Source organism: Nocardia sp. NRRL S-836, assembly GCF_001279525.1.
Classification (GTDB): domain Bacteria; phylum Actinomycetota; class Actinomycetes; order Mycobacteriales; family Pseudonocardiaceae; genus Lentzea.
On the sequence record NZ_LGDY01000165.1, the window covers coordinates 16,216 to 29,056 of the forward strand.

A 12,841-nucleotide genomic window follows, 5' to 3' on the forward strand; every position below is an offset into this window, starting at 1 on the left:
CAGACCTGGCTGAGGGAAGGTGATCGCGGAACTCAGGCGGCCGGGACCACCGCGCGGGCGCGGATCTCGGCCTCGGTCAGCAGACCTTCGTGGACGCGGACCTCGTCGATCACGCCGGTGAAGCGCTCACCGAACGCGCCGCGGCCCTTGCCGTGGCCCATGGTGTAGCCGCCGTCGGACCGCCAGGGCAGCACCGCGGCGCTGGTCCCGGAGAGCTGGCCGTTGACGTAGATGCGGAGCTCACCGGCAACCCGGTCGTACATGCCGACCAGGTGCACCCATTGGCCCACAGCGGCTTCCTGCGCGGACAGCGCCTGCACCAGCGGCGCCTGGTCGTCGTCGCGGGCCGGCACGTTGAACGACCAGCGCTTGGACTCCGGGCGATATTGGAGCGCGAAGGCGTTGCGGCGCTGCCCTTGCTGTGCGAAGACGGTCTGCACGCCGGTGCCGCTCTCCAGCTTCGCCCACATCACGACGCCGAAACCGTCACCCATCTCCACCGCACGGAGGCCGGTGCCCCCGCCCGTGCCGTCGAAGCGGAGCGCCTTGCCCTTCACGCCGTCCACGAACGAGGTACCGCCGGACAGCGTCGCGTCGACCTTCCGCCACGTCGAGTCGTTCGCGGTGCTGTCGTCGAACGACCAGTTTCCCGAGGTGAGCAGGGGAACGTCGTTGTGCACCAACGCGACTTCGGCGTCGGACAGCGCCTTGCCGAACAGGCGCACCTCGTCGAGGACTCCGGGGAGGAACCCGGTCAGGGCACCGTTCAGCTTGCCGCGCCCCATCGACAGCGGTCCGGCGGAGGCCGGGATGGTCACCCCGATCTTCACCGCGGACAGCCTGCCGTTGACGTAGAGGCGCAACTGGCTCAGCTGGCCCGCAGGCGCGTCGTAGACGACCGTCACGTGCGTCCACGCCAGGGACAGCGATCGCTCGGAGGAGAGCAGCAGCGTCTCCGGAGAGTTGTCCACATCGGACTGCTGCGGTACCGCGACCGCCATCCTCTCCTCGGCTGGGCGGTACTGGAGCTGGAAAGCGCTGTTCCTGGTGCCGTCCTGACCGACGAGCACCCGGTTGCCCTGCACACCGCGGTCGGCGTAGACCCTGGCCGACACGGAGAAGCTGCGCGCCGTGTCCAGCGCGGGGGTGGCGGTCTGCGCGTAGCCGGAGGTGCCGTCGAACCGCGTGGCACCGACCTTGCGGCCACCGACCCGCGTCGTACCGCCGGTGACCGTCGCGGTGCGGTTGTTGACGCTGGAGTCCGCGGCGGTGGTGGTTCCGGTGGGCTCGTCCATCGCCCAGTACCCCTTGTCCGCCGGCGGGAGCGTGGCCGGCTCGGCGAGCGCGGGGTACGAGTCGTGCAGGGCGCGGACGCGGTCGCTGTCCAGTGCACCCGTGTACACCCGCACGTCGTCGACGTTGCCGGGCCAGAACTCGGCGGGCTGGCCGTTGGCCTTGCCCCGGCCGATCTGGAGACCACCGCCGGCGTGCCACGCCGTGTCGAGCACGCCGTTGCCGACGCGGTCACCGTTGACGTACAACCAGGTCGTCCTGCTCTGCTTGTCGTAGACGCCGACGAGGTGCACCCAGGTGTCGAGGTCGGACGGGATCACCGACACGGCCGCCTTGGTCACCCGTGCGTCGACCGCGTCCGACTCGGGCATCTCGAAGATCCAGACGCCGTCCGGCTCCTGGGTGAGGTGCAGCGTGTGGCCGAGCCGGAACTTGCTCGTCTGGACGCCGTCCAGGCTCACCGCGTCGAGCTGGCACCGCGTCTGGGCGCAGCTCTTGTCGGACAGGTAGACCCAGGTGGAGACCGTGAAGCTCGCGTCGGTGCGCAGGTCGGCGCCCGTGGTGGAGACCGAGTCGTCCACACCGTCGAACCGGGCCGCGGTGCCCACCCTGCCGGGCGCGAAGGTCGTGCCGGGCGAGAGCGTGCCGGTGCGCGCACCGACCGAGTCCGGCACCGTGCCGTTCTGTGAGCTGTCGAACCTGTACTGGTGGATCAGCGAGAGGTCGCGTCCCGCCAGCTCCCGCACCTCGTCGGCACCGAGCGCACGGCTGTAGGCCGAGACGTCGTCGATGGCACCGGTGAAGTGGTCGACGCTCGCGCCGTTCCACTGGGACCTGCCGATCAGCAGGCGACCCGCACCCCAGGCCTGCACGGGCGTGTGCGACTTCGTACCGACGACCACACCGTTGACGTACAGGGCCATCTGCCTGCTCGATGCGTCGTAGGTGGCGACGAGGTGGGTCCACACACCCGGTTGCACGGCAGAACCGGTGATCCTGTCGTGGGTGGCACCGCCACCGGTGGCGTCCTCCCCGAACATCCGGAACGCCCAATGGCCGTCAGAGGTCGCCTGCAGCTGGAACGAGCTCGTGACGTTGCCCTCCTGGGACACCACGGCCGGGGTGCCGTCGATCTTGTCGAGCTTCGCCCAGGCGGCCACCGAGAAGTTCCTGGCGGCGTCGACCACGTTCGGGGCGCTGACGTGCTGGGCCCTGAACCCGTTCAGGCTCACCGCCAGATCGGTCGCGCCGGGCATGGTGCTCTGCCCGTTCGTCCAGTCGGGTCCGTTCTCCAGGCGCGCGTCCCTGCCGCGGCCGGACGAGTCGGTGACGTCGCCGTCGAGCTTCCACTCACCGGTCTTGACGCCGGCCCTGCTGACGATCTCGCCGATCTCGCTCGCGGACACGACCCGGCTGTAGACCCGGACCTCGTCCACGACGCCGTCGAGGAACCCGGTGCGGCCGCCGGACCACTGCCCCGCGCCGATCACGAACGCGCCCGTGGTGTCCCGGGGAGCGGTCGCCGCGGCCGCGCTGACGATCGGCGTGCCGCCGTCGACGTACAACGACGCCTTCTTCTCCTTCGCGTCGAAGCTCGCGGTGAGGTGGGTCCACTGGCCGACGACGACGGAGTCCGCCGGCGACTCCGCGAGCACGTTCCACGTCACGTCGCCGTCAGCCGTGGTCATGCCGAACTGCCAGCGGCCGTCCTTCTCCCGCACCACGAACCCGCTGCTGGTGGCACCGTCCTGGGACAGCACGACCTGCGTGGCGCCACCCGTGGACTTCCTGTCCAGCTTCACCCAGGCGGATGTGGAGAAACTCCTGTCCGTGCGCACGGCGGGACGGTTCGTCGCGACGAGCCCCGTCGTGCCGTTCAGGTCGACGCCACCGTTCACGGCGGCGTTCTCGACCATCGACGCGCCGTTGGACAGCACCGCCATGTCGCCGCCGAGAACGGCGTTGCGCGCGGTCGTCCCTTCGAGGTCGTCGAACTTCCAGTGCGCGACCTGCACGCTGTCCCTGCGCACCTCCGCCTGCACCTCGGCGTCGGTGAGCGCCCGGTCGTAGAGCCGGACCTCGTCGATCATGCCCGGCCAGAAGTCGGTCGGGTTCTGGGTGCCCCAGTAGGTCTGGCCGATGCGCAGCGGTCCCTCGGCGTGCCAGTCCGACGCCGTGCGGTCGGTGGTGCCGGCGAGCTCACCGTTGACGTAGAGCTTCATCTTCCTGGCCGGCGCGTCGAAGACACCGGTGACGTGCGTCCACGTGCCGAGCGCGGGTGGCGCGCCCTGGCTCGACGCGAAGTTCGTGTCGGCCCAGCCCGACTTGGGCATGCCGAAGGTCCACTTGCCGCCGTCCTCCGGCCGGTACCAGAGCACGAAACCGGGATAGCTGCCGGCGCCGGTGTTGTTGGCGTCCTGGCTCACGATCGCCCGTGCGTATCCCTTGGTGTCGAGGTAGGCCCACGCCGACACCGAGAAGCTGTCGTCCGTGCGCAGCACGTTCGGAGCGGTCGCGTGCGGTCCTGGCATGCCGTTCAGCTTCAGCGCGGACCCGATCGCACCGGGTGCGTAGCCGGCCGTGCCCTGCAGACTGCCGTGCTTGGCGCCGAGGTAGGCGCTGTCCTTCACGTCGCCGTCGAGCGAGTACTGCGCGAGCGGGCCGTTGCCCGGCCGCACGTAGAGGTGCAGCACCTTGGGCGGGCTGGCGTTGCCGGCGCGGTCGACGCTGCGCACGTACAGGTCCTGCGGGCCGTCAGCAGGCGGTGCGATCCGCACGCTGGCGACGCCGCCGAGCTTGTCCGCCTCCGCCTTGAGCGGCGTGGTGTCGTCCCAGCCGTAGCGGAAGTGGTCGACGTCCGTGACGCCGTTGGACTCGAAGAAGAAGAGGCCGGCCACGCCGACGCCGCCACGCCAGGTGTTGTCCTCCTGGTAGGCGGCGCTCGACACCTTCGGCGCGACGGCGGGCGCCACCCGGTCGACGACGAAACCGTTGCCCCAGTACGCGGGACCGTAGTCGAGGTCGTCGCTCGCCCTGATCTGCCAGCGGACGAGCTTGTCGTTCTTGTCGGTCAGGTCGATGTCCGTGACGTGGTTGTAGCCGGACGCGATCGGTGAGCCGAGCACGTGCGGATCTTCCGGGCCTGGGTTGTCCGGCGTGGCCGGGTTGCCGCGGTTGACGATCAGGACGTCCTTGAGCGCGTGGCCGTCGTCGTCGGTCATGCGCGTGATCACGCGGAGGGTGGAGTCCTTCAGGTACGGCAGTCCGCCGCAGTGCCCGCACGCGGCCGGGATGGCGGGTTCCGTGCCCAGGAACTCCGGCGTGTTGGGCGGGGTGTTGAAGTTGATCTTCAGCTGCGTCCTGGCCGGGTCGAACTTGCGCCAGGCGTTCACGTCGTCCATGTTGTCCGGCGCGAGCATGAAGGTGGACGTCGTGCCCGGCCTGAGGCCGCTGCCCGCGGGGAAGGAGACCGCCTTGTTCCCGCGGCAGGTGCCGTCGCTGTCGACGGGAACGCTGATCGTGTCGCCGATCGACCCGGTCGCGGGCTGCTGGTTCCAGCTCGTGCCCTCGCCGACCGGGTCCGACTTGTAGAGGTGGAAGCCGCGGCTTTGCGCGCAGTCCGGGCCCCACACCACGACGGTGTTGAGCCACGCCCCGAGGTTCGTCTTGCCGGCCAGGAAGCCGGTGTCGAACTGGAAGTACGACTTCGTGCGCAGGTAGCTCTCGCCGTAGGCCCGGCCGGCCCTGGCCGTCGTCGTGCCCGTGAGCCACGACTTGGTCTCCGCCTGGGAGTTGTGGCCGTTCCAGTGCGTGCTGTTGGCGATGCTCGCGTCGTTGTCGTTCTTGTAGACCGTCGTCCACCCGGTCTTGTCCCGGTTCGCCTCGTTCAGGTGCGGGTCGATGATGATCGGAAACGTGGCGTCGGCGCTGGTGAGCAGCTTCTGGTCCGGCACCAGGGTGAGCGAGTCGGCGGTGATCTCCACGTCGACGTCCGCCCTCGGCGTCCCGGGCTTCGAGTCCCACATCTCCGACCGCGGCGACGTGAAGACCGGCTTGCCGGTGGGGTCGGCGGCCACGATCCCGCCGTCCGGGGTCCTGCTCACCGCCAGGTTCCTGGTGTCCAGGCCGAAGCGGACCCGAGCGAGATCGGGGTTCTTCGCCGCCTCGGGGGTTTTGACCACGAGGTACTGCCCGTACCCGTCGACCTCGACCGACATCTTCAGGTCGACGTCGGGCAGGACGTTCTCGTACGTGGCGACGTTGCCGTCCACCCTCGGCTGCGGCAGCGAACCGGTCCAGCGGAGGGCGAACTCGGTGTTCTCCGAGGTCAGGCGAACGAGCGTGGCATCACCGCCGCCGGAGAGCGACAGCGCGGTGCTGGTCGCCCTGGGCGTCACGCTGCCGTCTGGTCTTCGCTCCAGCGAGGCGTCCACCGGTGTCCAGCCGTCGCCACGCCGGACCCGCGTGGTCACGGCGCTGACCTCGGCGGTCGTGGTGCCGTTCGGCTCCGCGAAGAACGACCGCTTCTCCTCGCGCCGGTCAGCGATCTCGACCCTGGAGCCCTGCAGCTTCGCCGCGTGGAAGGCGGTCGCGGCATCAGGAGCCTCGGTGACCGGCACGACCACGGTCTGAGGGATGCCGGTCGACGCCACCACACCGGCGGCCACGGCGGCGCACACCGCCACGAGCACGACGACTCTGGACTTGGACGCGCGCAGGCCGAAGCGGCCCGCCGCAGAGCGGCCGGTGAACATGGTCTTCCCCCCAGGCTGAGGCCGTGAGTGCCTCCCCGAAGGCGCACGACCGGATTAGTCAGAAGGAGTCTGAACAACACACCGGTTTAACCCAATAGTCCGGATGGGTGACCCCAGTCACGTGTGACCGAAATGTGGTTTCGCGCATTTCGGGCACACCAGGACCATTGGAAACCGCAGATCGGCGGCTTCCGCAGGGGGCACGGACCCCATCGGACTAAGCGGGGAACATCAGCTCGAACCGGCGCGCGAAGGCCCGGTACGACCGCGCGTGGACGTCTCCGCTGTCCGCCACCCGCTCCCGCTCCTCCGCCAGCACCTCACCGGCCGCGGCCGCGTTTCCGTCGAGCACGTGGATGATCGCGAGCTTGCGAGCGCGCTCGAAGTCGAGCAACGACTCCGGCTTCGCCACCAGCTCGCGGGACAGCGCGTCCCACGTCGCGCACCTGTCGATGTACGGCTTGCCGTGCCTGAGGAACGTGTCGACCAACGCCGAGGCGATGCCCGCGTGGTCGCCGCCGGGCGTGAACGTCCAGCGCCAGACGGGCTTGTCCCCCATCAGGTGTCCCAGCGGCGTCGACGTGACGGGCGTGGCCGGCAAACCGACGCCCAGAGCGCGGCAGACCTCGTCGTAGCGGCGGAAGCAGACGCCCACCAGCGGGGTGAGCTCCAGCGAGCCCGTCACCCCGAAGCCGAGCCAGCCGCGGACGCCGTCGCCGCGCTCCTGCAGCCAGACGTGGCCGCAGCGCACGAAGCCGGTCGGGCGCAGCGCGGCGTCGACGGCGAGCAACGCGTCGGTCTTCGCTGAGGGCCTCACCGGCCCAGGGTGACAGCAGTCGGCGGTCAGCGCTGGGTGGTCACCGCGGTCGCCGGGGGCAGGGTGTGCGGGGGTTCGTCGGTGACCCAGGCGTACTCGATGGCGGACAACCGGCCGTTGGCGACCCACAGCAGCAGTTCGCCGATGTACTCGCCGTTCGAGTGCACCTCGGCGCTGACCGGCAGCACGCCGTCCGGCACGTCAGCCGCGGGGCCGGAGGTGTCGAGGTCGAGGCTGGCCGATCCGTCGTACCACGGTGCGCGCACCTCGACGTGGTCGAGCTGGGCGTGCAGGCCGGGGAGATCGGTGAGCAGGAGGGCCAGCAGTTCGCGTTCGGACGGGGCCAGTGGGCGCGGGTGGGCCGGGAGGTGGCGCAGGAGCTCGGCGGCGAGCAGGCGGAGCTCGGCCACTGCGCGGCAGTGGCCAGTGAGGTGACGTGCCAAACCGGGCCGGGGCCGCTCATCGTCTCCAGCAGGGTGTCGATGCGGTCGACGAACGGGGCGGCGGCCGGCGGGACCGGGTGTCGGCGTCGTCGTCGAACTCCAGGGCGAGCTCGTCGGTGGACGGAGCGGTGCCGATCGACTCCAGATGAGCGTGCTGGGCGGGGGCGGGCAGGCCCAAGCGGCGGGCCGGGCCGGCCAGGGGGTGGGTCATGAGGTCACCAGAGCATCGTCGAGCGTGTGGTTCGAGTGTGGACCTGCGGGCAACCGGGTTTCAGTGCAGCACCGGGCGGAGGAACCTCGTCAGCTCCGCCACGGCCTCCGGCGGCACCTCGTCGAGGTGTTCGGTGAGCTGCAACAGGATCCGGCCACCGCCGAGGTGTTCGACCGCGCAGCAGGGTGCAGTGGCGAGAACCTGTTGCACGCCACCGAGTGCGGCCACCTGACGGGGGCCGAGCAGGGTGGCCCAGTGCGGGCCGCGGGACAGTTCCGCTGCTGTGAAGAGGGATTCGTCGAGGCCGACGCCGGCGGTGACCTCGTGGGCGGTGCGCGGGCCGGTGCGGTCCAGGGTGATCCAGCCGCCCGAGGCGCGGAGCAGGGAGGCGCCGGAACGCAGGATCGACAGCCAGTTCTGTTGCACGGTATGGGAAAGCCAGCCGCCGAACAGCGAGCGGGCCGCGCAGACCACGACCTGGTGCGGGAAGTCGGGGTCGTCCTTCAGCAGGAGCTCCGCCGACCAGCCGCCGTCCACGAGCGGGAGGCCCTGGGAGTCGAGCTGGACCAGCTGCACGCGCAGGAAGGACGGCAGTGCGGCCAGTGCCGAGTTCCACGCTGCGGAGGTGAACTCGCCCGAGGAGAGCAGCAGGCGGGCGTAACCCGGCGGGCCCCACGGCGTTGTGTCGGAGGGGACGTAGTCACGGGCCACGGACACGAGCTCGTCGATCGAGGCCGGGCACAGGGGTGCCAGCAGGTCGGTGAAGAGCGTGCCGAACCAGGTCGCCAGGGCGGCGCGGTCGACGGGGCCGAAGGCGTCCAGCTCCATGCGGACCACGTGCGGCGGCGACACGGGTCTGGGCAGTGTCAGGTCGATGCTCAAGGTGAGCGAGACCCTAGGGCGCCCGACCGGGGAACGTCAGGGGCCACTCCCGTGAAAGAGTGACCCCCAACGGGCTAACCCCGGGACTGGTACTCGCGCAGCAGGCCGCGGGAGATGATCGTCTTCTGGATCTCCGAGGTGCCCTCGCCGATCAGCAGGAACGGGGCCTCGCGCATCAGGCGCTCGATCTCGTACTCCTTGGAGTAGCCGTAGCCGCCGTGGATGCGGAACGCCTCCTGGGTCACCTCGGCGCAGTACTCCGACGCGATGAGCTTGGCCATGCCGGCCTCGACGTCGTTGCGCCGGCCGGAGTCCTTGAGCCGGGCGGCGTTGACCATCATCAGGTGCGCGGCCTCGACCTTGGTGGCCATCTCGGCGAGCTTGAACGCGATGGCCTGGTGCTCGGCGATGGCCTTGCCGAACGTCTTGCGCTGCTGGGCGTACTCGATGGCGAGCTCGAACGAGCGGATCGCGATGCCGCAGGCGCGTGCGGCCACGTTGACGCGGCCGACCTCGACGCCGTCCATCATGTGGCGGAAGCCCTGGCCGGGGACGCCGCCGAGGACCTGGTCGGCGGAGATCTCGAAGCCGTCGAACACCATCTCGGTGGTGTCGACGCCCTTGTAGCCCATCTTGTCGATCTTGCCGGGGATCGTGAGGCCGGGCAGCACCTCTCCGTAGCCCTCCGGCTTCTCCACCAGGAACGTCGTGAGGTTCTGGTGCGCCTTCTCCGCACCCTCGTCGGTCTTGACGAGGACGGCGGTCAGGTTCGACGTGCCACCGTTGGTCAGCCACATCTTCTGGCCGTTGACGGTGTAGCCCTCGGGGCCCTTCACCGCACGGGTGCGGATCGCGGCGACGTCCGAGCCCAGCTCGGGCTCCGACATCGAGAAGGAGCCGCGCACCTCGCCGGCGGCCATCCGCGGCAGGTACTTCTCCTTCTGCTCCTGCGTGCCGTGCTGCTTGAGCATGTGCGCGACGATGAAGTGGGTGTTGATGACGCCGGAGACGCTCATCCAGCCGCGCGCGATCTGCTCGACCACGAGCGCGTAGGTCAGCAGCGACTCGCCGAGCCCGCCGAACTCCTCCGGGATCGTCAGGCCGAAGAGGCCCATCTCCTTCATGCCCTCGACGATGTCCGCGGGGTAGGTGTCCCCGTGCTCCAGCGCCTGGGCGTGCGGAATGATCTCCTTGTCCACGAACGTGCGCACGGTCGCGAGGATTTCTTCCTGGATGTCCGTGAGACCCGCGGTCTGGGCGAGGCGCGCCATCGCACTTCCCTTCCAAGGCTTTGGTTACCGGCGAGTATGGACCGGTTAACGCCCGTTTGCGACCGCGGTGTGCTCTCCGCAACAACGGACGCCCCACCTGTACCGAAACAGCATCTCTGACAGGTGTAATCGCGCACCCATGCGCGACGAATGAACAGTGCGGACCTAAGATCCCGCCTCATCACTTCTAGGGGGACCAGCGATGACCTACGACCCGTACAACCCGAAGCAGGACCCGTTCGGCCAGCCACCGGCCCAGCCCTACGGCCAGCCCGGCCCGTACGGCCAGCAGCCGGCGTACGGCTACGGCTACCCGCCGCCCGTGCAGAAGCCGCAGACGAACGCGATCCTGGCGCTCGTGCTGTCGTGCGTGGGTATCGCGACCTGCGGTCTGACGGCCATCGCCGGCGTCATCTTCGGCCACATCGCGATGGCGCGGATCAAGCGGGGCGAGGAGGACGGCCGCGGCATGGCGCTCGCGGGCGTGATCGTCGGCTACGTCGTGATCGTCGGCTACCTGCTGTACCTGGCGGTCATCGTCATCGCCATCATCGCGGCGGCCAAGCAGGGCAGCACGTACTAGCGGTGGGCTCAGCCCGCGAGGGCGATCTCCAGGGTGCCACCGCAGTGGCGGCAGACGTCGGCGAACACGTGGACGTCGGCGTCGCAGCCGGGGCAGCTGCGGAAGCTGCGCTCGAGCAGGTCGTCCTCGCGCCGTTTGAAGAGCCGCAACCGTCTGCTCGTCTTGCCGTTACTCGAACGTGACATGCCATGAGCATGCACCGACGGCGGGGCGAGATCGCAAACTCCGGTGACGGATTGTGCGCCACCTCACCCGTTTTGAACGCAACTCGTGACGGTCGAACACGTCCAGTGACGTTCAGGGTGAAATGGCGCACAATCCGTAACGGAAGTGAGCCGGTGGCTCAGTCCTCCGGCGGGGTCCAGACGTCCGACCGCGACATGCCCGCGGCACGGCCCTTGCCAGAGATCACCAGCGCCATCTTGCGCGAGGCCTCGTCGATCATCTCGTCGCCGAGCATCACCGCGCCGCGCTTACCGCCGGCCTCGGAGGTGTAGTACTCGTACGCGTCGAGGATGTTCTCGGCGTGGTCGTAGTCCTCCTGCTTCGGGCTGAACACCTCGTTGGCCGCGTCGATCTGGCCGGGGTGCAGCACCCACTTGCCGTCGAAGCCCAGCGCCGCGGACCGGCCGGCGACCCGCTTGTAGCCGTCGACGTCGCGGATCTGCAGGTAGGGGCCGTCGATGGCCTGCTTGTCGTGGGCGCGCGCGGCCATCAGGATGCGCATCAGGATGTAGTGGTAGGCGTCGCCGACGTCGTAACCGGGCGGCTGCTCGCCGACCACGAGCGACTTCATGTTGATCGACGCCATGAAGTCCGCCGGGCCGAAGATGATCGTCTCGACGCGCGGGGACGCGGTGGCGATCGCGTTGACGTTGTTCAGGCCCAGGGCGTTCTCGATCTGCGCCTCGATGCCGATCTTGCCGACCTCGTAGCCCATGGTCTTCTCGATCTGCGTGATCAGGAAGTCGAGGGCGACGACCTGCTCGGGCGTCTGGACCTTCGGCAGCATGATGCAGTCGAGGTTCGCTCCGGCGCCCTCGACGACCTCGGTGACGTCGCGGTAGGTCCACTCCGTCGTCCAGTCGTTGACGCGCACGACACGGGCCTTGCTGCCCCAGCCGCCTTCGTTGAGCGAGGCGACGATGGTCTTGCGGGCGTCCGGCTTGGCCAGCGGCGCGCAGGCGTCCTCCAGGTCCAGGAACACCTGGTCCGCCGGCAGCGTGCGGGCCTTGTCGATCATCTTCTGGCTCGAGCCGGGGACCGCCAGACACGAGCGACGGGGACGCTGCTGGTCGACCACTGGAGTACCTCCTCGTACCGGCCGGTAACTGTGGCGCCACAGTGGCACGCATCAACTCCGGCCGCATATCCGCTGAGTCCGGTCTCACAGACCCTGGCAGTCTGAACCGGTGGAGATCACTCGAATCCTGGACGCGGCACTGCGGAAGGCGGCGGCCGTGTGGATCACCTCACCCGGTCACGAACCGAAGCTCGTGCACGCCCATTGGCGCGACGACGCGCTGTGGGTGATCACCGGCGGCACGGAACAGGTGGTGCCGGGCCTGTCCGACCAGGCGCGGGTCACCGTCACGGTCCGCTCCCCCAGCACCCACTCGCACCTCGTCGACGCCCAGGCGACCGCGCACCTCACCGAACCGGACGACGAGACGGCGCAGGCGCTGAAGACGGCGCGGCTCAACACGAAACCCGAGTGGGAGGCCGTGTACCGGCTGGAGTTCGGCGCATGATCACCGTGCCGGAGGGCTTCGGCCGCGAGCTCGGCGAGGGCGCGCCGGAGTGGGTCGCGAGGCTGCCGACGCTGGCCACCAAGGCGTGCGCGCGCTGGCAGCTCACCCCGGACGGCCCGCTGATGCACGGTCTCTGCGCCGTCGTGCTGCCGGTCCGCCGGGCCGACGGGCACCCGGCCGTGCTCAAGCTGACGTGGGTCGACCGCGAGACCGAGCACGAACCGCTCGCGCTGCGGCTCTACGACGGCGACGGCGTGGTCCGGCTGCTCGGCCACGACGCGGAGCTGGGCGCGTTGCTGCTGGAACGCCTGGACCAGCACTCGCTCGACGACGAACCGATCGAACTCGCGATCAGCGTGATCGGCGGCCTGCTGCGCCGCCACAGGCACCTCCGGGCCCCCGACGGCTTCCGCAGGTTCCAGGACACCCTCAAGGACCACCCCGCCGTTCCCCGCACGGTGCTCGACGCGGCCAGGGAGGCCGGCACCCGGCCGATGGGCACGTCGCTGGTCAACGAGGACCTGCACTACCGCAACGTGCTGCGCGGCGACCGGGAACCGTGGCTGGTGATCGACCCGAAGCCGCTGTCCGCCGACCCCGAGTACTGCGTGATCCCGTTGCTGTGGAACAGGTTCGGCGAGCTGGACGGCCACCGCGGGCTGACCGACCGGTTCCGCGCGCTGTGCGACGTGGGGGAGCTGGACGTGGCGAAGGCACGCGACTGGACGTTGCAGCGCGCGGTGGCGAACTGGATCTGGTGCCTGGAGGAGGATCTGCCGGACCAAGCGGCCATCTGCGCCGAGATCGCCCGGTGGGCGGTCAGGTCCTGATCTAGT

11 protein-coding genes are annotated in these 12,841 nt (G+C 69.7%); 3 read left to right on the plus strand and 8 right to left on the minus strand.

Features of this window, described 5'->3' with window-relative positions; translation table 11 throughout:
- Window positions 1–32 precede the first annotated feature (32 nt).
- From ADL03_RS42695 to ADL03_RS42715, 6 genes are all read right to left on the minus strand, one after another.
- Window positions 33–6,047, minus strand: a complete 6,015-nt coding sequence (locus ADL03_RS42695; RefSeq protein WP_053739374.1) for a LamG domain-containing protein — start codon at window positions 6,045–6,047, stop codon at window positions 33–35.
- 217 nt (window positions 6,048–6,264) lie between these two features.
- Window positions 6,265–6,864 carry a hypothetical protein gene (locus ADL03_RS42700; protein WP_053739375.1) on the minus strand — a complete coding sequence of 200 codons (600 nt, stop codon included), beginning with the start codon at window positions 6,862–6,864 and terminating at the stop codon, window positions 6,265–6,267.
- Between the two features lie 26 nt (window positions 6,865–6,890).
- Window positions 6,891–7,274, minus strand: a complete 384-nt coding sequence (locus ADL03_RS42705; RefSeq protein ID WP_053739376.1) for a hypothetical protein — start codon at window positions 7,272–7,274, stop codon at window positions 6,891–6,893.
- Window positions 7,275–7,323: 49 nt separating this feature from the next.
- On the minus strand, window positions 7,324–7,518 hold the full coding sequence (locus ADL03_RS47870) for a hypothetical protein (RefSeq protein ID WP_157529765.1): 195 nt from the start codon (window positions 7,516–7,518) through the stop codon (window positions 7,324–7,326).
- A 60-nt stretch (window positions 7,519–7,578) separates the two neighbouring features.
- On the minus strand, window positions 7,579–8,400 hold the full coding sequence (locus ADL03_RS42710; RefSeq protein WP_157529766.1) for a hypothetical protein: 822 nt from the start codon (window positions 8,398–8,400) through the stop codon (window positions 7,579–7,581).
- 74 nt (window positions 8,401–8,474) lie between these two features.
- On the minus strand, window positions 8,475–9,671 hold the full coding sequence (locus ADL03_RS42715; protein WP_053739378.1) for an acyl-CoA dehydrogenase family protein: 1,197 nt from the start codon (window positions 9,669–9,671) through the stop codon (window positions 8,475–8,477).
- A gap of 202 nt (window positions 9,672–9,873) precedes the next feature.
- Between ADL03_RS42715 and ADL03_RS42720 the strand changes: the two genes are divergently transcribed.
- Complete coding sequence (locus ADL03_RS42720) at window positions 9,874–10,254, plus strand: DUF4190 domain-containing protein (RefSeq protein WP_053739379.1); 381 nt, start codon at window positions 9,874–9,876, stop codon at window positions 10,252–10,254.
- An 8-nt stretch (window positions 10,255–10,262) separates the two neighbouring features.
- Here ADL03_RS42720 and ADL03_RS47875 read toward each other — a convergent pair whose 3' ends face one another.
- Complete coding sequence (locus tag ADL03_RS47875; protein ID WP_157529767.1) at window positions 10,263–10,439, minus strand: hypothetical protein; 177 nt, start codon at window positions 10,437–10,439, stop codon at window positions 10,263–10,265.
- A 158-nt stretch (window positions 10,440–10,597) separates the two neighbouring features.
- Window positions 10,598–11,557 carry a CoA ester lyase gene (locus ADL03_RS42725; protein ID WP_053739380.1) on the minus strand — a complete coding sequence of 320 codons (960 nt, stop codon included), beginning with the start codon at window positions 11,555–11,557 and terminating at the stop codon, window positions 10,598–10,600.
- A gap of 109 nt (window positions 11,558–11,666) precedes the next feature.
- Here ADL03_RS42725 and ADL03_RS42730 point away from each other — a divergent pair, with 109 nt between their 5' ends.
- Together ADL03_RS42730 and ADL03_RS42735 are read left to right on the plus strand one after the other, a co-directional pair.
- Complete coding sequence (locus tag ADL03_RS42730) at window positions 11,667–12,005, plus strand: hypothetical protein (protein WP_197289145.1); 339 nt, start codon at window positions 11,667–11,669, stop codon at window positions 12,003–12,005.
- On the plus strand, window positions 12,002–12,835 hold the full coding sequence (locus ADL03_RS42735) for an aminoglycoside phosphotransferase family protein (RefSeq protein ID WP_053739381.1): 834 nt from the start codon (window positions 12,002–12,004) through the stop codon (window positions 12,833–12,835). Before ADL03_RS42730 ends, ADL03_RS42735 begins: the two co-directional genes overlap by 4 nt.
- Window positions 12,836–12,841: the final 6 nt, after the last annotated feature.

Coding starts and splice junctions, on each gene's coding strand:
- ADL03_RS42715 (WP_053739378.1), bottom strand. CDS start 9,671: ATGGCGCGCCTCGCCCAGACCGCGGGTCTCACGGACATCCAGGAAGAA.
- ADL03_RS42720 (WP_053739379.1), top strand. CDS start 9,874: ATGACCTACGACCCGTACAACCCGAAGCAGGACCCGTTCGGCCAGCCA.
- ADL03_RS42695 (WP_053739374.1), bottom strand. CDS start 6,047: ATGTTCACCGGCCGCTCTGCGGCGGGCCGCTTCGGCCTGCGCGCGTCC.
- ADL03_RS42735 (WP_053739381.1), top strand. CDS start 12,002: ATGATCACCGTGCCGGAGGGCTTCGGCCGCGAGCTCGGCGAGGGCGCG.
- ADL03_RS47870 (WP_157529765.1), bottom strand. CDS start 7,518: ATGACCCACCCCCTGGCCGGCCCGGCCCGCCGCTTGGGCCTGCCCGCC.
- ADL03_RS47875 (WP_157529767.1), bottom strand. CDS start 10,439: ATGTCACGTTCGAGTAACGGCAAGACGAGCAGACGGTTGCGGCTCTTC.